The organism is Bradyrhizobium sp. SZCCHNR3119, from assembly GCF_032487775.1.
GTDB lineage: Bacteria > Pseudomonadota > Alphaproteobacteria > Rhizobiales > Xanthobacteraceae > Bradyrhizobium.
The window spans coordinates 4,537,198-4,553,931 of record NZ_JAUEUV010000001.1 but is presented as its reverse complement, the minus strand read 5'-3'; the positions used below and the strand labels follow the sequence as shown (position 1 = coordinate 4,553,931).

The 16,734-nt window shown below is 64.4% G+C and carries 20 protein-coding genes; 4 read left to right on the top strand and 16 right to left on the bottom strand.

Features of this window, described 5'->3' with window-relative positions; all coding sequences use genetic code 11:
• Nucleotides 1-265: 265 nt before the first annotated feature.
• A complete protein-coding gene (locus QX034_RS20980; protein ID WP_315700621.1) occupies nt 266-658 on the bottom strand; it encodes a tautomerase family protein in 393 nt (130 codons plus the stop codon).
• A gap of 105 nt (nt 659-763) precedes the next feature.
• Between QX034_RS20980 and QX034_RS20975 the strand changes: the two genes are divergently transcribed.
• Complete coding sequence (locus QX034_RS20975) at nt 764-1,618, top strand: LysR family transcriptional regulator (RefSeq protein WP_315747796.1); 855 nt, start codon at nt 764-766, stop codon at nt 1,616-1,618.
• Between the two features lie 35 nt (nt 1,619-1,653).
• On the opposite strand, the gene QX034_RS20970 is transcribed toward QX034_RS20975, so the two are convergent.
• From QX034_RS20970 to QX034_RS20955, 4 genes are read right to left on the bottom strand one after another with little or no spacing between them, the layout of a single operon-like run.
• Nucleotides 1,654-2,946, bottom strand: coding sequence for an FAD-binding oxidoreductase (locus QX034_RS20970; protein ID WP_315700623.1), 1,293 nt, complete (start codon nt 2,944-2,946; stop codon nt 1,654-1,656).
• An 11-nt stretch (nt 2,947-2,957) separates the two neighbouring features.
• On the bottom strand, nt 2,958-3,689 hold the full coding sequence (locus tag QX034_RS20965) for an amino acid ABC transporter ATP-binding protein (protein ID WP_315741741.1): 732 nt from the start codon (nt 3,687-3,689) through the stop codon (nt 2,958-2,960).
• A complete protein-coding gene (locus QX034_RS20960; RefSeq protein ID WP_315700624.1) occupies nt 3,686-4,339 on the bottom strand; it encodes an amino acid ABC transporter permease in 654 nt (217 codons plus the stop codon). Before QX034_RS20960 ends, QX034_RS20965 begins: the two co-directional genes overlap by 4 nt.
• On the bottom strand, nt 4,339-5,115 hold the full coding sequence (locus QX034_RS20955; RefSeq protein WP_315700625.1) for an ABC transporter substrate-binding protein: 777 nt from the start codon (nt 5,113-5,115) through the stop codon (nt 4,339-4,341). Before QX034_RS20955 ends, QX034_RS20960 begins: the two co-directional genes overlap by 1 nt.
• Nucleotides 5,116-5,285: 170 nt before the next feature.
• Here QX034_RS20955 and QX034_RS20950 point away from each other — a divergent pair, with 170 nt between their 5' ends.
• Nucleotides 5,286-5,894: a cupin domain-containing protein gene (locus tag QX034_RS20950; RefSeq protein WP_315700626.1), complete on the top strand. Its 609-nt coding sequence runs from the start codon at nt 5,286-5,288 to the stop codon at nt 5,892-5,894.
• 12 nt (nt 5,895-5,906) lie between these two features.
• Here the strand turns inward: QX034_RS20950 and QX034_RS20945 are convergent, their stop codons facing one another.
• The 11 genes from QX034_RS20945 to QX034_RS20895 form a co-directional block, all read right to left on the bottom strand.
• A complete protein-coding gene (locus tag QX034_RS20945) occupies nt 5,907-6,887 on the bottom strand; it encodes a PDR/VanB family oxidoreductase (protein ID WP_315700627.1) in 981 nt (326 codons plus the stop codon).
• A gap of 12 nt (nt 6,888-6,899) precedes the next feature.
• Nucleotides 6,900-7,655, bottom strand: coding sequence for a GntR family transcriptional regulator (locus QX034_RS20940; RefSeq protein WP_315700628.1), 756 nt, complete (start codon nt 7,653-7,655; stop codon nt 6,900-6,902).
• Between the two features lie 5 nt (nt 7,656-7,660).
• Nucleotides 7,661-8,704 carry an aromatic ring-hydroxylating dioxygenase subunit alpha gene (locus tag QX034_RS20935; protein WP_315700629.1) on the bottom strand — a complete coding sequence of 348 codons (1,044 nt, stop codon included), beginning with the start codon at nt 8,702-8,704 and terminating at the stop codon, nt 7,661-7,663.
• A 168-nt stretch (nt 8,705-8,872) separates the two neighbouring features.
• Nucleotides 8,873-9,481, bottom strand: a complete 609-nt coding sequence (locus QX034_RS20930; protein WP_315700630.1) for a nuclear transport factor 2 family protein — start codon at nt 9,479-9,481, stop codon at nt 8,873-8,875.
• 799 nt (nt 9,482-10,280) lie between these two features.
• Nucleotides 10,281-10,949 (bottom strand): hypothetical protein, encoded by a 669-nt coding sequence (locus tag QX034_RS20925; protein ID WP_315700631.1) that lies wholly within the window; start codon nt 10,947-10,949, stop codon nt 10,281-10,283.
• 154 nt (nt 10,950-11,103) lie between these two features.
• Nucleotides 11,104-11,772 (bottom strand): DUF1109 domain-containing protein, encoded by a 669-nt coding sequence (locus QX034_RS20920; protein WP_315700632.1) that lies wholly within the window; start codon nt 11,770-11,772, stop codon nt 11,104-11,106.
• Entirely contained in the window at nt 11,769-12,401 is a 633-nt protein-coding gene (locus QX034_RS20915; protein WP_316195754.1) for a sigma-70 family RNA polymerase sigma factor, read from the bottom strand. Before QX034_RS20915 ends, QX034_RS20920 begins: the two co-directional genes overlap by 4 nt.
• Complete coding sequence (locus QX034_RS20910; RefSeq protein WP_315700634.1) at nt 12,391-12,897, bottom strand: DoxX family protein; 507 nt, start codon at nt 12,895-12,897, stop codon at nt 12,391-12,393. Before QX034_RS20910 ends, QX034_RS20915 begins: the two co-directional genes overlap by 11 nt.
• Nucleotides 12,894-13,682 carry a DNA-binding domain-containing protein gene (locus QX034_RS20905; RefSeq protein WP_315700635.1) on the bottom strand — a complete coding sequence of 263 codons (789 nt, stop codon included), beginning with the start codon at nt 13,680-13,682 and terminating at the stop codon, nt 12,894-12,896. The genes QX034_RS20910 and QX034_RS20905 overlap by 4 nt, the downstream gene beginning before the upstream one ends.
• The gene (locus tag QX034_RS20900) at nt 13,666-14,553 is read right to left on the bottom strand and encodes a DUF692 domain-containing protein (protein WP_315700636.1); all 888 of its coding nucleotides are present in this window, start codon (nt 14,551-14,553) and stop codon (nt 13,666-13,668) included. Before QX034_RS20900 ends, QX034_RS20905 begins: the two co-directional genes overlap by 17 nt.
• A 55-nt stretch (nt 14,554-14,608) precedes the next feature.
• Nucleotides 14,609-14,956: a DUF2282 domain-containing protein gene (locus QX034_RS20895; RefSeq protein ID WP_315700637.1), complete on the bottom strand. Its 348-nt coding sequence runs from the start codon at nt 14,954-14,956 to the stop codon at nt 14,609-14,611.
• Nucleotides 14,957-15,180: 224 nt separating this feature from the next.
• Between QX034_RS20895 and QX034_RS20890 the strand changes: the two genes are divergently transcribed.
• Nucleotides 15,181-15,909 (top strand): SDR family oxidoreductase, encoded by a 729-nt coding sequence (locus QX034_RS20890; RefSeq protein WP_315700638.1) that lies wholly within the window; start codon nt 15,181-15,183, stop codon nt 15,907-15,909.
• Between the two features lie 200 nt (nt 15,910-16,109).
• Nucleotides 16,110-16,508: an EF-hand domain-containing protein gene (locus QX034_RS20885; RefSeq protein WP_315700639.1), complete on the top strand. Its 399-nt coding sequence runs from the start codon at nt 16,110-16,112 to the stop codon at nt 16,506-16,508.
• Nucleotides 16,509-16,734: the final 226 nt, after the last annotated feature.

Here is a 16,734-nt window from a genome sequence, read left to right as displayed (position 1 = left end):
GTCCATGGCGACGCCCGCCTCGGAAGCCGGTATGAAGCTACGTCGTACGCCGGATATTACCTTGCGGTGCATCAACGAATGCCACGCAAGTCACGGGATGCAAGTGACGAAACGATGACAATTGAACCGGGGGGCAAAAGGGCGCCTCGGCGCGCAAGCAGCCCGGCAAACCGACGGGCAAAAGCCCGTCGGTCGCACGATGACAGCACCCAACGATGGACAATGAAAGGTTGCCGCAAGTAGGCGCTACTCCCTAACCAAATCATCAGGCCTTTTCTGACGCATACTGCGCGAGACCGTTACCGAATGACCAGTTCTCCGGCACGACTTCGACAAGATTGATGAAGATGTCCTCCGGACGCAGCCCGGGATCTTGGCTCAGCTGTGCGACGATCTCGCGATAGAGCGCCTTCTTCTTGGCAAGCGGGCGCGTATTGCTGACCGTCATCTGAATCATGACCAGATCGTCACTGCGGTGAATGCCAAGATAATCGGCGCCGTACCAGAAGTCGGGACCATCATGCTCGTTCACCACCATGAATCGGTCATCCTCGGGCACGTCAAAGACCATCCGTTGCGCGCGGTAAATGCCCTCGAGGATGGCGTGTCGATAGGCCGTCGACTTACCGGACCGAAGTGAGACGCGTGTGAAAGGCATGGCTGGCTCCCGAATGTTTGGACAGATCGAAGATAGCGGCTGCCCTATCATTTAAAAATGCTATGCTATGGTATATGAGTGATATTCATTTCAAATGGTACAGGCATGAAGGCCTTGGATATCGAAGCGGTGCAGGCGTTCGTTTTGGCCGCCGATCTGAAAAGCTTCACGCGCGCGGCGGAGGCGCTGGAAACCGCACAATCGGCAGTCAGTCTCAAGATCAGGCGGCTCGAGCAAGAGCTTGGCCGCAGGCTGCTCGAGCGGACACCGCGCAACGTCCAGCTATCAGCGGATGGCAACGCGTTCCTGGAGCCGGCACGGACGCTCATCGCGGCGCACCAGGCCGCGCTGCAATCGTTCCGGGCCGAGTCACGCCGTCGCCTGACCATCGGAATCAGCGATCACATCGTCGGCGCTGATCTGCCGTTGCTGCTACGACGAATGAAGCGCACAGAACCCGGCCTGGTGCTTGAAATCCGCATCGCGGCCTCGCGCGAGGTGCTCGCGGAGTTCGACAGGGGCCTCGTCGATGCGGCGATCGTGTTCCGGCACGACAACCGCCGACGGGGCGGCGAGGCCATCATCAAGGAAGCATTCGGTTGGTTCGCCGCCCCGGACTTCACTCATCAATCCGGCGAGCCGCTGCCGCTGGCGACACAGGCCGAACCCTGCAGCGTGCGGAGCCTGGCTGTCGGCGCCCTGAAGGCCGCCCGAATTCCCTGGCGCGAGGTGTTTGTGGGTGGTGGCATCGGCACCATTGGCGCCGCGGTGGCGGCCGGGCTCGCGGTTGCGGCACTAGGCCGGCGGGTGGCTCCGCGCGGCACAATCGAGGTGGGCGCACAACTTGGCCTGCCGGTGTTGCCGGCGCGTGACGTCGTCATGCATGCGAAGATCGCCGATGCATGGGCTCGCGCCTCGCTGAAGACCCTGGCCGCAACGCTGCGCGCCAGCGTGGGTTAGAGCGAGGCTGGCTGCCCGGCGCCGACGTCAGTCGTTCACACGCCAAGCCGATCTCGCAGCCGGCCCGCCAGCACCGTTGCGGTCACCGCAACCGGCCACAACGCGTGAAACGGCATCGGCTTGATGCCCATGATCGGCATGTCGATGTCGGCCTTGGCACCACCGATCAGCCGCCGCGCGAGCTGCGCGCCCATCGCAGTCGACAAGGCGACGCCGCGGCCATTGCATCCCAGCGAGACCAGGAGATTGTCGGCCGGCTCATGCACGTGCGGATAGTGGTCGGCCGTGATCGCGAGCCGACTGTTCCAGCCATGAGTCCAGACGACGCCCTTCAGCTGCGGCCACAGCCGCTCCGCATAGTGGATCAGGTAGGAGATATCGGTTGGACTCTTGATCCAGCGCATCGGACCGCGGCCGCCCATCAGCAGACGGTGACGCTGGTCCATCCTGTAATAGACGGTGATGTGGCCGCTCTCGTAAAGCACCGAGCGCGTGGGCATGATCGCGCGCGCGATCTCGTCGGGCAGCGGCTCGGTCGCTGCGATCGAGGAGAACACCGGCACGATGGTGCGGCCCAGGCCTGGCCAGAGATCGTCGGTGAAGCCGTTGGTCGCAAGCAGCACCTTGTCTGCATGCACGGTCGCGCGCGGCGTGGTGATACGCCAACGGCCGCCGTCGCGGGAGAGTGACAGCGCCCGCGTCTCGCCATGGACGGAAGCTCCCGCCGAGATCGCGGCGCGCGCGAGCCCACGCGCATAGCTCAACGGATGCAGGTCGCCACCGCGCACATCCAACATCGCGCAGAGATAGCGATCCGTGCCGGTCATCGCGCGCACCTCATCGCGGTTCAGAAGCTTCACCGGCATCCCGCGGCCGATGCACTGCTCGGCGGTGGTCCGGATGCCGACCGCGGCCGCCTCGTTGTAAGCGGCGCGCAGAGTGCCGTTCTGGCGCGCCTCGCAGGGGATCTGATAGCGTCGGATCAGATCCAGGGTGAAATTGGTGGTGCCATAGGCGAAATCGACCATGCGCCGCCCCAACTCAGGCCCGAAATCGGCTTCGATCTTGTCGGGGTCGTGCTTCAGGCCTGGATTGATCTGCCCACCATTGTTGCCGGACGCGCCCCAGCCGGGCTCCTGGGCTTCCAGCACGGTGGCCTCGATGCCCTGCTCGGCCAGATGCAGCGCGGTCGAGAGCCCGGTGAAGCCGCCGCCGATGATCGCGACCGGGACGTGTTTGTCTGCTTCAAGCGGCGGTGAGGCCACCGGCGGGACCGCGGTGTCGGCATAAAGGCTCGGGGGCAGAGGAAGCCGCACGGGTGTGGCCATCGAGTGATCTCTTACAAAGGATGCAGCACGCGACGCAGAAAATCCTGTGTGCGCGGATGCTGCGGCTGGTTGAGCAGGCTCCTCGCCGTCCCCTGCTCCACGATGACACCACCGTCGATGAACAAGACGCGGTCGGCGACCTCGCGGGCAAAGCCCATCTCATGGGTCACGACGACCATGGTCATGCCGTCATCGGCGAGCTTGCGCATTACCGACAGCACCTCGCCGACGAGTTCCGGATCCAGCGCTGAGGTCGGCTCGTCGAACAGGATCGCCTTCGGCTGCATCGCGAGCGCGCGGGCGATCGCAACGCGCTGCTGCTGGCCACCGGAAAGCTGCGGCGGATGCGCGTCGGCCTTGTCCACCAGCCCGACCTGCGCCAGCAGCGTACGACCACGCTCGATGGCTTGCGCGCGCGGCTCTTTCTTCACGAACACCGGCCCTTCGATCACGTTCTCCAGCGCCGTGCGATGCGGGAACAGGTTGAAGCGTTGAAACACCATCGAAACCTGGGTCCGGACGGCAATGATGGAGGCGGCGGCGCGGTCGACCCGCAAGCCTTCGACGCGAATGTCGCCGCGGTCATAGCTCTCCAGACCGTTGATGCAGCGGAGAATGGTCGATTTGCCCGAGCCCGACGGGCCGATGATGCAGACCACCTCGCCCTTTTCGACCGCGATCGAGATCCCCTTCAACACCTCGTTGCGCCCGAAACGCTTGTGAACCTCCGTGAGCTCGATCATCGGTGGCTCGCCCGCTTTTCGAAGTGACGCACCAGAAGGATCAGCGGAATGCTCATGGTCAGATACATCAACGCCACCAGCGTGAACACGCTGGTATTCTTGAAGGTCGAGGACGCGATCAGCTTGCCTTGCAACGCGAGCTCGGCAACCGTGATGGTCGAGGCCTGCGAGGAATCCTTCAGCATCATGATCATGACGTTGCCGTAGGGCGGCAGCACGATGCGCACCGCCTGCGGCAATATCACCCGGCGCATGGTGAGCCACCAGCCCATGCCGATCGCCTGCGCCGCCTCGATCTGTCCCTTGTCGACCGCAGCGATGCCGGCGCGGAAATTCTCAGCCTGATAGGCCGAATAAGCGACGCCCAGCCCGATGATAGCGGCCTGCAGGGCCGTCAAAGACACGCCGAGATCTGGCATCACGAAATAGAGGTAGAACAGGAGCACAATGATCGGAATGCCGCGGATCACGTTGATGAAGGCGGCACTCAGCCAGGCCAATGCGCTGACGCCCGAGACCCGCATCATGGCCCAGACTAGGCCGAGAAGCGTCGATAGAAGCAACGACCCCAGCGTGACGATGACCGTCAGCGCGACGCCGTGCATCAGGATCGGCAGGAACTCGGCAGCGTCGCGCGCAAACTTCTCCATCAGAGCGCCTGCGCCTTCAGGCCCCATTTGTCGAGGATCTTCGCGATCGTGCCGTTGGCTTTCAGCTTCGCGAGCGAGGTGTTGATCCTGCCCAGCAGCTCAGAATCGCCCTTGCGCATCCCGATGCCCACCGAGCCGATGATCGTTGGCTTGTAGCTCTCGACGATGCGAACATCGGAGAACGCGCCCTGCTTCAGATTGTAGGCGAGGATCGGATAATCGGCGAAGCCGGCCTTCAGCCGTCCCGCATTCACGTCGCGCAGAATATCCGGGATCGTATCGTAGGCCTTCACCTCGCTGAACTGTCCCGACTTCTTCAACGCATCGACGAAGGCGGTGCCGACCTGCGCGCCGACCGCCTGGCCCTTGAAATCATCCTGGCCGATGTAATCCTTGGTGTCGTTCTTCGGCACCACCAAACCCTCGCCATAAGTGTAGATCGGGTCGGAAAAGTCGATCACCTCCTTGCGGGCCGGGGTGATGAACATCGCAGCCGCGATGATGTCGATTTTGTTCGAGGTGAGCGAAGCGATCAGCGCCGAGAACTGCATCGGCTCGATCTGTACGGAAAAACCCGCATCCTTGCCGACCTCGGTGATCAGATCGACCATCACGCCCTGGATCGAGTTGGTCTTGGTGTCGAGAAAGGTGAAGGGAATGCCGGTCGGCGTGCTGCCGACCTTGAGCACCTGCTCCGCCGCAGCCGGAATGCTTGTTGCAGGGCTGGCGAGAAGCAACGTTCCCAGTACCAACTGCGTGAAACGCTTGACGAGCATGGCTCCGCCTCCTCCTGGCCCGGGTCTATTGCGATGGCGCGCTCGGAAAGGGCGTGCATATCGTCAGGGCCATTTTCACCTATATGAAAATTTGATCATCTTGTGCTGGACTTGGCAAGCGGTTTTCATGCAAATGAAAAAGGCTGAAAGAACCGGGTAACGACGCGGGAATGGGCAAACAGGCATCCAGAGCGAAAGCAAAGCAGGCCGAGCCGGCAATGGACGTGGCAGTCGGGCAGCGGCTGCGCGAGCTGCGGCACGGCGCCAATTTGTCGCTGGAGGCAGTCGCAAGCCGCAGCGCGCTCTCGGTCGGCTTCCTCAGCCAGGTCGAGCGCGGCCTGTCCTCGCCGTCATTACGGGTACTGGCGACGCTGGCCGATGTGCTCGGCGTCGGGATCGCCGCGCTGTTCGGCGATGGCACCGGCGGCGCGGAGGCGTCGGCCGGGATCGTCACGCGCGCCACCGAACGCGCGGAGCTGAAACTCTGGCGCAGCGGCATTTCAAAGCAGCTGCTGCACCCGACCGGCACCGACGGCAAGCTCAATTTGTTTCTGGTGCACATGGAGCCCGGCGGCTCGACCGGCGATGAGCTGTACACCCATGACGGCGAAGAGGCCGGGCTCGTGCTCGAAGGCGAGATGACGCTGACCGTCGATGACGAGACCTGGACGCTGAGGAGCGGCGACAGCTTTCGCTTCGCGAGCCGCCGCCCGCACCGGTTCAGCAATCCCGCCAAGCGGGCCAAGGCGGTGGTGTTGTGGGTGAACTCGGTGACCTGACACCGATCAGCCTCAGATCGCGTCGGCGCGCTCCAGCGTATCGATCGTGACCACACCATGGGCGCGCGAGACGCAGGCGCACAGCTTGCGGCTCTCCTGCTTCTGATGCTCGCTGAAGAACACGTCGCGATGATCGAGCTCGCCGTCGACCGCGACCACGTCGACCGCACAGACGCCGCACTCGCCGCGCCGGCAATCGGCCATGATCTCGTGACCAGCCGCGTTCAGGACGTCCAGCATCGAGCGGTCACGCGGCACATCGATCTCCTCGCCGCTGCCGCTCAGGCGGACGCGGAACGGCTCGGCCGCAAACCGGCCCGAGGAGCCGAAGGTCTCGTAGCTGAGATCGGTCGATGCCCGGCCGCTCGCCGCCCAGGCGCTGCGTGCCGTCTCCAGCATACGCATCGGACCGCAAAACAGCACCGCGGCATCGGATGGAAGCGAGGCAAACAGCTGTGCGAGATCGAGCCGCCTGCCTTCATTTGCAGGATAAAGCACGACGCGCTCGCCGAGCACGTCGGATAGCTCCTCGGCATAGGCCGCGTCCTCGCGCGACCGCACCGCATAATGCAGCGAGACGTTCGGCGTCTTGCGCAAGAGCGCCTGCGCGACGCCGACCAGCGGCGTGATGCCGATGCCGCCGGCAACCAGACAATAGTGCTGACGCTGCCAGTCGACCTGCAGCAATGAGGTCGGACTCGTCACCTGCAGCCGGGCGCCCGGCTTCAGCGACCACAGATAACGCGAGCCGCCGCGCGAATCCTCGGCGAGCCGGACCGCGATACGATAGCCGGCCGGATCGGCTTCGCCGACCAGCGAATAGGAGCGCACATCCGGCTGGCCCTCGACGAGAACGCCGGTCTTGATGTGGCTGCCGAGCGGATAGGGCGCGCAGGCGTAACGATCTGGCCGCAGGGTGAATTCGCGGATGCCCGGTGTCAGGTCGCGGATCGCGACCAGCGTGGCGGACTCCCAATTGTCTTCAAACCGCATGCTTGGCTCCTGTCAGCTCGCGTTCGGCGCCTTGATCAGCACCGAGGCCGGGACCAGATCGAAATGGCTGCGCGTCTTCAGCGCGGCCCGCAGATTGCGGGCGGCGAGCCGGGCGTGCTCGCGCATGATGCCTTCAGCCCGCGCACCCTCGCGGTTCTCGATTGCATCGAGCACGATGCGATGGTGATCCTGCGCCAGCAGGAGGATCAAATGCGCCTCCGGCAGCGCCGATTGCGCCATCACGAAGCCACTCGGCGAGGCGAAAGGCAGGGCGCAGGCGCGATCGACCTGGCGGATCACCGGCGGGCTGCGCGAGAGCTCGGCGAGCAGCGCGTGGAAGCGCGCGTTCAGGGCCACATAGGATGAAAACGACTCGATCGAGATCGGGTCCTGCGCCACCAGCTCATCGATCTGCGCCAGGCACTCGCGCAAAGGCACGAGATCGCGCACGGAGACGCCGCGCTCGGCCGCGAGCCGCGCCGCCAGTCCTTCGAGGGTGCCGCGCAGCTCGATGGAATCGAGGATGTCGCGCTCGGAGAAGGATTTCACCATGAACCCGCCGGAGGGGATCGCCTCCAGCAGCCCCTCCTCCTCCAGCCGCACCAATGCCATGCGCACCGGCGTCCGTGATGCACCGGTCGCCTCCACCGCCTGCAGTTCGCTGATGCGCTCACCGGGCCGCAACGATCCGGAAAGGATCAGATCACGCAAGGCGAGCTGCGCCCGCACGGTCTGTGAAACGGAACGGTCGGCGTCACGCTCGGTCATGGTGATTACTCCGCAGCTTCCCTCAACGGCGTTTCGCGCGCGATCAGGCGGTCGATGATCCGCCGCGACCACATCGCTCCCGCATCGATGTTGAGATTGTAGAACACCCGGCCGGGATTCTCATCCATCGCGCGCTGCTGTGCCTCCAGGATCACTTCGTCCTCGCGGAAGATGCCGGAGACGCCCTCGCGGATCTCGGTGGTCAGCCGCTGCTCGGAGAGGCGGTAGTTGCGGACGAACGCCCAAAAATAATGACAGCTGCGTTCGGTCTCCGGCGTGATGGTGTTGAGCACCATGCCGTTGACGCCCTGCGAGCGGTCCCCCTCCGGCGCGCCGGTGCCGGTCGGCGCGACGCCGACATCGATGGCCACCGTGCACGGCGCCTCGAAGCGGATGATCTGCCAGCGGTCGACAAGGCCCGGCTTGCCGAGCTGCTTGGCCCAGAACGGCGGCGGCTCGATGCCGCGCATCCAGCGGGTCACGGTCGCGGTGCGCTCGCCATGGGTGACGTCAAACGGCGCCTCGGCCACGGCATCATTGCCGATCGAAGAGCCGTGCACGAAGGTCTCGTGCGTGAGGTCCATCAGATTGTCGACCACGAGACGATAGTCGCATTTGACATGGATGGTCTTGCCGTCGCCCGCCCAGGCCGGATCATGATTCCAGTGCATGTCCGGGATGGTGGCGGGATCGGCCAAGGCAGGATCGCCCATCCACAGCCAGATGAAGCGGTGCCGCTCGACAGCCGGATAGGCGCGCACGCAGGCCGATGGGTTGATGGTTTCCTGCGAGGGCATGAAGGTGCAGCGGCCCTGCGGGTTGAACTTCAGGCCGTGATAGCCGCAGACGACGGTGTCGCCTTCGAGCCGGCCCTTGGACAGCGGCACCAGGCGGTGCCAGCAGGCATCCTCCAACGCGGTCACCGTGCCGTCGGCCTTGCGGTACATCACGACGTGTTTGCCGCAGATCGTGCGCGGCAGCAGCGCCGGCTTCACCTCGGCGTCCCAGGCGGCAGCGTACCAGGCATTCATGGGAAAGGAGGCGGCCATGGGGATTTCCTCGCGTCGTCCTTATTGGATGCCGTATGTATACAATAACTCCACAATTGAAGGCAAGACCTGGCAAATCAGGCGTTACCAACGGGCGTCATGTATACATGTACGGCCTAGTCGCGACGAAAAACGGTAATAAGAAACCGCAACGTGACAGCTTTCGGCTCAGAGCCCCTCGCCTCTGAGCCAAGCGGCGCCACGCGCGTAGAGCGCCTCGACCTCGGGCCCCTTCAGTCCCGGCATATCCCGCTTCACCGCGTAACCGATCCGGGTCTGCAGATAGGCGAGATGGCGGTAGCCGACCGGAAACTGCTCGAGCAGCGCGCGATCGAGCGCCGGCACGGCGCCCGGTGTCACCGGGTCCATGCGGTCCTTCTCGTAGATCGGCTGGCGCAGCACGATGCCCCATTTGCCATCGCGCTTCTCGATAAAATCATAAAAGCGCCCGGTGCAGAGCACGTCGCACAACACGCCCTCGACCTCGGCGCGCTGCGAGATCGTCATCTTGGTCTGGCTGATCGCACGGGGACCTGAAAGATCGACCGAGATGCCGCCCAGGAAATGCAGGATGTTGACGCCCTTGGCCCAGGCCTGCTTGCTGATCTCGATGAACTCATCGCCGGTGCCTTGCGTCCAGGTCGCCATCATGCGCCCGTCGGGATGCCAGACCGTGCGGAAGCGCTCCCAATCGCCGGCATCGCGCCAGATCGCCCAGTTCTGCAGCAATTCGCGGATCTGCCTGATGTCTTCGATCTCGGCGGCGGTCTGGGTCATGGCGACGTTTCCTCGTTCGTTTTCGGCTGCTGAATACATGTATCTTGCGATCGCGGCAAAGCTGACGTGTCCAAATGCTGACCATGGATGTCCACCATCCATGTCGAAGCAGCCGAGGTGAAAACAGCCGTTTGCACCCCGCAGCACGTCATGCCCGGGCGATGCGGCGGTCATGTCCCTTTCGAAAATCGAGAGGGAGCGGGGAAGGCCGGGAGCTCGCCGCCCCCATGGCCCGCCTGCAGAAAGAAAAGCAGGCGGCAGTCACCACAGGTTCGGCCGAGACCTCCCGGCCTTCCCCGCGCGCATGGTTTTAACGGTGTCCTTCGTGCTCTCCCTGGGGATCGGGCTTTCTTGCCCCCATTTGCGACAACGCGCCTTCAGCGCGTTGCGCAGACCTCAGCGTCGAGAGGCCAGGACCACACGACTTCGCCGTCCGCGCCGGCCTGCGCTCGTCGGGCACAGGCGTCGCGTCCACCGCAGCCCACCTCCACGTATCGTGACGACGCGTACGTCCCTCTGCACGAGGCGGGATGCAAAGAGATAAGCACGATTTCTGAAAAACAGCAATCAAAATCTTTCTCGCCGCAGGACCGGACTGAGCGCCCACCTTGAAGTTGCTTGCGAACTTCGTCGTTTGGCGCAGGCGAAATCAGCGGCATCAGCCTTGCCCTCCGCCTCCGGTCTAAGCGCCATCGCGACTGAGGCGCCCTACGGGCGAGCGCCAGCGGCGCTGACGCTCGCAGATAACATCTCGGACTAACCTCGACGAATTTGCGACGAGGTGCCCGTATCCCGCCTGCTATTCCGGAATCCTGGCAATCAACTGATGATGGGCGGCGATGCCGATCTCGCCACGTTGCGCGCCATGCGCCGTCCCGTCGCTGTGATAGACCAGCAGCACCGCGTTGTCGTGCGTCAGCGGCTGCGGGGCGGCGATCGTCAGTTTCGCAGTGCCATCGGCGGCGGCGACGAAGTCGCTGGTCTTCGCGGTCCCGTCGAGCGGGGTGAAGCCGATGGGCTTCTGATCGAAGTGGTTCTCGAACAGGCTGTAATGGCCGCCCGGCTTCAGATGGTCGAAGCTGAGTGAAATCTCGACCTTGCCTCCGGCCACCGGCGTGAGGATCACGGTGCCGCTCGCCGCAAGCCAGTCACCGAGCGTGAATCCGATCGGTTCCCCCTTCGCATTGGAGACCGCGGCGGTCTTCGGATCCTGATCGATGAAGGCCGGCCGAAAACCAGCAACATGCGAAATGTTCTGCGGTCCGACAGCGGCCGGCGCCGCGGCATCGGCGACGAAGGCATGAGGATCGAGCGGCTTGGGCTGCTTCGTCTCTGCCGAGAAGAACGCAGCATGCGTGGCGAATGTCAGATGGCTTGCATCAGCCGCGACGCTCGCACCGAACGGCGCGACTGCCGCCAGCATGAGCGCCGCGCCGGCCCACAAGGTCAAGTTCTTCGATCGTTGCATTATCCCACTCTCCTGGCGGCAGTGAATGTCGATGTGCGATGCATGTCCGGAATGGGGCTTGTCCGCGCCGAAGCCCGCTGTCTATTCGCTGCGGCCGCGGCAAAGGTTACGCTCGCCACCTGCCCGGCCAGAGCGGGTCGCGCCGCGCGCGACCTCAATCCTGAGCGAACGCGCGCGGCGCGACCCAGAGAAACATCCGCCGGCCGAACAGAGCGGCCGCCCCCATTAGCAGGGCCGCCGTTCCCAGATTCCACATCAGGATCATCACCGTGGCATCGATGGTATGGAACAGGGCCAGGGCAGTCGAGGTGATCGCGGATACGGCAAGGCTTCCCATAAGGGCGACCATCGTCGGACGAAGCCGGGCGGCATAACGCAGCATCACGAGCAAGGCGAGCGACAGCGGCAGGCTCGTCACCAGGAGCGTCGTGAAACACCTCGCGGCTTCTCCCGGGCTCATTCCGTCGGGGCCGATCGAGACCCAGTCCGTGAGGCACTGATAACCGATGTTGGACAGCCAAAGCACGAGGGCGGGCAGCGGCAGAAGCATCCACAATCGTGAGCGGTCGGGAAGGCTGACCAGAAACGCCGCGATGACGGCCAGCACGCCGGTCAGGATCGAGCCGGCGAGGCTCATGACAAAGGGCGTATCGTGCAGACGCTGAGCCAGGTCAGGTCGGATCCCCTGATTGACTGCAAGCAGCGCCACGACGGCGGCCGCCCCGAGCAGCCAGCCGCACGCGCGCAGCAGCGGCGGTCGCAGCCGTTTCACCGGCCGCATGTCGGTCGCAAGAGAGTCGATCAGATCGGTCGTCTTGATCATGGCTCGTCCCGCGGCATGAGCAGCTTCTGAAGGCTCTTCAGAGCGCGGTGCATATTCACCTTCAGTGAGGTCGTGGACATTCCGGTCGCCGCCGAGGCCTCCTTGAGCGACAGCTCCTTCAGCTTGAGCAGCCGCACGGCCTGTTGCTGCGCCGGCGGGAGAATATCGATCGCACGCTCGAGCTCGCGGCGATCGGGCGTTGCCTCCACGCCGGTCTCGGGCTCGGCAGCGACCTCATGCTCCGGCGTCAGCGCGATCTCGCGCCCGCGCTGACGGATCTGTCGTCGCATCCGGTCGATCAGGCGGCGGTTTGCGATGGTCACCAGCCATGGCGCGAAAGGCCTTGTCGGATCATAGGTGTGCCGGATCGAATGAATGGTCAACAGGACGTCCTGCACCGCGTCCTCGATGTCGCTGCGGTCGTTGCAGCGCCGGGCGGCAAGCGAGCGCAGATAGGGCGAGATCTCCTGCAGCAGTCGCTGATACGCCACGCGATCGCCGTCCTGGGCATGCGCCATCAGGATCGCCCAATCGAGCGCACGCCGCCCGGGCTTGACCTCGACGCCCATGCGATCATCCGCGGTGACGAGCCTCAGCCGCGGCGCGGGACCATTCGGGTCACTGCTCATCCAGCGCCTCGGCCTTCCGGCGGAACGATGCGACGAGATGATCGAGACTGAGAGGCCCCGGTCCCAAGGCGATGATCGCCAGGATCATTGCAGCCCAGGGCAGATGAAAATTGGCCCAGCCTTCAGGGACGACGAGCTGGATGATTGCGGTCATGACAAGCAGCATAAGCGCACTGATCCGGGTTGCGAGCCCGGCCATCAGCAGCACGGGCAACACGATCTCGGCGACGCCATCGAAATACGCAAATGCGGCAGGCCACGGAAAGTCGTAGGCGCGCCCGAACAGGTGCAGCTTAAACTCATCCTCAAACAGATAGATCGCGGCCGGCGACAGCGACAGGACTCCGTCCCATTTGGTCAGGCCGGATCTGAAGAACGGGACCGCCAGCGCAACGCGCAGCACCGGCGGGGCCGCGATCCAGGCCAGGCGGGCGAGCCGATCCGTAGCCTCCTGCACGAGGAGCGCGAGCGCCGGGCTGGTTGCGGCCGCGCTCATGCTGTTCCCGCCATCGGCTCGAGGTCGAAGCCGATCGCGGCTCCGCTCTGGATCAGGTCGTGGAGCGTGCCGGCGAGGTTGAAACCGGGATCGGCGCGCAGCGCGCCTTGCAGCGCAGCCAGCATCGATTTGCCGACCACGACCGCCTGGACGAAATCGAAGCTGCCCGGCGGGATCGAGCGGACCACCACATCGGCGTCGGGACGGACGATCAGAACCGCCTCTCCTCCTCCGTCAATATCCACAGAGCCAGGAATACCTCCGGCCGCATTCATCTGCCAGATCGTGAGCACGGGAAAGCGGGAATCGATGAGCCGCAGCGACGGGTGAAAGCGCAGGCGAAGTGCCGGCAGATCGGCCGGCGCGATGGCGGCGAAGGCTGCGGGCGCGATCGGCTCCGCCTCGGCCGCATGGTAGGCCTCGATCCAGGCGCGCTCGAGCCGTGCGACATCGGCCAGATACGGCAGTATCGAGGCCGGTGCGAAGCCGCTGATGAAGGCGGGAAAGCCGGCGCCATAGTCGAGCAGGATCGGAGAGCACGGCGGCTCGGAGACCAGATAGTGGTGCGCCATGGCCTGGAAGAACTCCGCCCCGACGATGCGATGCACCGCCGGATAGGCGTCCTTCAGCGTGTGCGTCAAGCCGACCACGACGTTGTTGCGATAGACGCCGAACCGTCGCCGGCTCGGCCTGCCGTCCGGTCCGACCAGACCGGCCGGCACCGGCTGCTCGGGATCGAGCAGCGCGCGCGCAAAGCCGTCGAGACGTTCAGCAAGCGGCGGCATCACAGGCCACCTCCGTCGCAGGGAGAAGCATGAGCGCCTCGGCGCGGCTGGCTTGTGCGGCGAGCACAGGCCATGGCGGCACATCGGCGTCCCACTCGATCAGCGTCGGCACCGCGCCGGTCGACCGCACGGCGCGTGCGTACAGCGCCCAGACGATGTCGTCGACCGGACGGTCATGCGTGTCGATGAGCAGCGGCTGCCCGTTCTCGTCGACTTCGCGCGCATGTCCGGCGAGATGAATCTGCATCACCTGCGTGAGCGGATAGGCGTCGAGATACGCAAGCGGATCCCACTGCTGATTGGTCGCCGCGACATGAACGTTGTTGACGTCGAGCAGCAGTCCGCAGCCGGTGCGGCGCGCGATTTCGGCAATGAAGGCGGGTTCTGACCAGTTGCTCTCGGCGAACGCGACATAGGTCGAGGGATTTTCGAGCAGCATGCGGCGACCAAGCGCGCTCTGCACCTCGTCGATATGGGCGCAGATGCGGATCATGGTCTCTGTCGTATAGGGGACCGGAAGCAGGTCATTGAAGAAGGCGGCGTCGTGCGACGACCAGGCCAGATGCTCCGAAAACAGCCCCGGCTCGTAGCGATCGATCAGGTGCCGAAGCCGGCTGAGATGCGCGCGATCCAGCGGGCGATCGGCGCCGATCGATAGTCCGACGCCGTGAAGCGACAGCGGATAGCGCTCGCGAATCGCCGTGAGATAGCGGTGCGGCGGGCCGCCGGCGCCCATGTAATTCTCGGCATGGACTTCGAAGAAGCCGATGTCGGGCCAGGTTTCGACGATGCCGCGGTAATGCTCGGCCTTCAGACCGACGCCTCCGCGGGCAGGTATCTGGCCAGTCGCCTGGAATTGCGAGCGTGACACGTGCAGACTCCGATCGAGAGATGAGGCGGGCCGCGCACAGCCCGCCCGCTGCGTCTCAGGCCTTCGGGGCGAGGCTTCCCGGCCCCTTCGGCGTCTGCATCGTCGTACAGGTACCTTTCGGCTCGAGCTTGAACGCATTGCCCTGATAGTCCGCCGTGCTCGTTCCCGCGCACGTCGTGCCAGCCCCGGCAAAACAGTCGTTCTGTCCCTTGAGCGCAACGCCGAAGCACTTCTCCATCTTGCCGTCCTTCATCGCCTTCATGGTCTCGGCCTGCTTGGCCTTCATCATCTTTTCCATGTCGCCCTTGGGCATCATCTCGGCGGAAGCGGACGTGACGGCGAGCGTGCCGGCGGCGACCGCAAATGCGCTGACGATGAGTGCGGACAGCGTGCGATTGGACATGCGTGTTCCTCCATTTTCCGGGTTCAGCCTGCGGATATGCAGGTGATCTGGCGGCCATCGGCACGCCTGCTCAGTGGTTCGCTGCACGCGCCAAAAGGTTACGTGCCTGTTGCGAGACATCGCCCGACCGCATCCAAGACGCCGGCAGTGCGGCTCCCGACAGCGCCTTGCGGTGCTGCTATACTGCACAAGGTCTATTGATGACCGGAAAGGGACGGAAACGTATGGCGAGAGAACTGGAAGGCAAGGTTGCCGCCGTGACCGGGGCTGCCTCGGGCATCGGGCTGGCCAGTACCGAGGCGATGTTGGCTGCAGGCGCGCGCGTGGTGATGATCGACCGCGACGAAGCGGCGCTGAGCGCGCTGTGCGCCAAGCATGGCGATGCGGCGATCCCGCTCGTCATCGACCTGCTCGACGCGAAGGATTGCGCGACGCTGCTGCCGAGAGTCCTGGAGAAGGCCGGTCAGCTCGACATCTTTCATGCCAATGCCGGAACCTATGTCGGCGGCGACCTGGTCGATGCCGACAGCGCGGCGATCGACCGGATGCTGAACCTGAACGTCAACGTCGTGATGAAGAACGTGCACGACGTGCTGCCGCATATGATCGCGCGCCGGACCGGCGACATCATCGTCACAAGCTCGCTGGCGGCGCATTTTCCGACGCCCTGGGAGCCGGTCTATGCTTCGTCCAAATGGGCCATCAACTGCTTCGTCCAGACGGTCCGGCGCCAGGTCTTCAAGCACGGCATTCGCGTCGGCTCGATCTCGCCCGGTCCCGTCATCACCGCCCTGCTCGCGGACTGGCCGGCCGAGAAGCTGCGGGAAGCGAAGGACCAGGGAAGCCTGCTCGAGGCCGGCGAAGTCGCCGAGGTCGTGATGTTCATGCTGACGCGGCCGCGCGGCATGACCATTCGCGATGTCGTGATGATGCCCACGAATTTCGACCTCTAACGGCAGTCTTCCTACGAAAGGCGTTGGCAGACGCCCCGAATGCAGATGGACTGGGCGACTTGTGTGGCGCGGCGGCCGAAAATCGGACGCGGAGCGCTCGATCGCCGATGACCCCAGAGCGCCGCTTGACGGAACGTGATAGGATCAATCCCACTTGGATGGAATTATCGGACCGTGATCACCCTTTGAGGGAGGCTTCAATGTACCGGCACATCCTCGGACTGACGACATCTGCTCTCATACTGGCGTGCGGCACCGCCGGCGCCTTGGCCCAGAGCCAGACGACACCCCCACCGGGTCAGCAAACGCAATCGCCCGCCATGGGCCAGGACGGCGGAGGGATGATGGGGCCCGGAAGCATGATGGGCGGCGGCATGATGGGACAGATGATGGGGCGCGGCATGATGGGGCGCGGCGCGATGGCACGACCTCTCATCATGCGGGTGATGTTTGCCCTGATGGACACCGACAGCGACGGCACCCTCTCGCTGCAGGAGTTCCAGGCAGCTCACGAACGAATCTTCAAGGCCATGGACACCAACAAGGACGGCAAGCTCACGCCGGAAGAGATGGAAGCCTTCATCCACGGAACCAAGTGATCGGCTTGCGTCGGCGCTCCAGGCAGCCGGAACACCGAGCACGGCGCATTTGAAACGCGGGAAGCGCCAGCAAGAGCTCAGCAGACGGGCGCAGCTTTATCTTCGCGCCCGATGGTGAAAGCGAACCCATCATCGTTCGCGCACCTGTCCGACGGTGATGGACGTCGCTTCACCTATGTGAAGCAGGCGGTTTCAATCCGCGGCTCCTGTCGTGTGGAACCGCATC

Coding starts and splice junctions, on each gene's coding strand:
- QX034_RS20960 (WP_315700624.1), bottom strand. CDS start 4,339: ATGGAGAAGTTTGCGCGCGACGCTGCCGAGTTCCTGCCGATCCTGATG.
- QX034_RS20965 (WP_315741741.1), bottom strand. CDS start 3,689: ATGATCGAGCTCACGGAGGTTCACAAGCGTTTCGGGCGCAACGAGGTG.
- QX034_RS20980 (WP_315700621.1), bottom strand. CDS start 658: ATGCCTTTCACACGCGTCTCACTTCGGTCCGGTAAGTCGACGGCCTAT.
- QX034_RS20950 (WP_315700626.1), top strand. CDS start 5,286: ATGGGCAAACAGGCATCCAGAGCGAAAGCAAAGCAGGCCGAGCCGGCA.
- QX034_RS20925 (WP_315700631.1), bottom strand. CDS start 10,949: ATGCAACGATCGAAGAACTTGACCTTGTGGGCCGGCGCGGCGCTCATG.
- QX034_RS20915 (WP_316195754.1), bottom strand. CDS start 12,401: ATGAGCAGTGACCCGAATGGTCCCGCGCCGCGGCTGAGGCTCGTCACC.
- QX034_RS20930 (WP_315700630.1), bottom strand. CDS start 9,481: ATGACCCAGACCGCCGCCGAGATCGAAGACATCAGGCAGATCCGCGAA.
- QX034_RS20970 (WP_315700623.1), bottom strand. CDS start 2,946: ATGGCCACACCCGTGCGGCTTCCTCTGCCCCCGAGCCTTTATGCCGAC.
- QX034_RS20945 (WP_315700627.1), bottom strand. CDS start 6,887: ATGCGGTTTGAAGACAATTGGGAGTCCGCCACGCTGGTCGCGATCCGC.
- QX034_RS20885 (WP_315700639.1), top strand. CDS start 16,110: ATGTACCGGCACATCCTCGGACTGACGACATCTGCTCTCATACTGGCG.
- QX034_RS20890 (WP_315700638.1), top strand. CDS start 15,181: ATGGCGAGAGAACTGGAAGGCAAGGTTGCCGCCGTGACCGGGGCTGCC.
- QX034_RS20940 (WP_315700628.1), bottom strand. CDS start 7,655: ATGACCGAGCGTGACGCCGACCGTTCCGTTTCACAGACCGTGCGGGCG.
- QX034_RS20955 (WP_315700625.1), bottom strand. CDS start 5,115: ATGCTCGTCAAGCGTTTCACGCAGTTGGTACTGGGAACGTTGCTTCTC.
- QX034_RS20935 (WP_315700629.1), bottom strand. CDS start 8,704: ATGGCCGCCTCCTTTCCCATGAATGCCTGGTACGCTGCCGCCTGGGAC.
- QX034_RS20920 (WP_315700632.1), bottom strand. CDS start 11,772: ATGATCAAGACGACCGATCTGATCGACTCTCTTGCGACCGACATGCGG.
- QX034_RS20975 (WP_315747796.1), top strand. CDS start 764: ATGAAGGCCTTGGATATCGAAGCGGTGCAGGCGTTCGTTTTGGCCGCC.
- QX034_RS20910 (WP_315700634.1), bottom strand. CDS start 12,897: ATGAGCGCGGCCGCAACCAGCCCGGCGCTCGCGCTCCTCGTGCAGGAG.
- QX034_RS20905 (WP_315700635.1), bottom strand. CDS start 13,682: ATGCCGCCGCTTGCTGAACGTCTCGACGGCTTTGCGCGCGCGCTGCTC.
- QX034_RS20895 (WP_315700637.1), bottom strand. CDS start 14,956: ATGTCCAATCGCACGCTGTCCGCACTCATCGTCAGCGCATTTGCGGTC.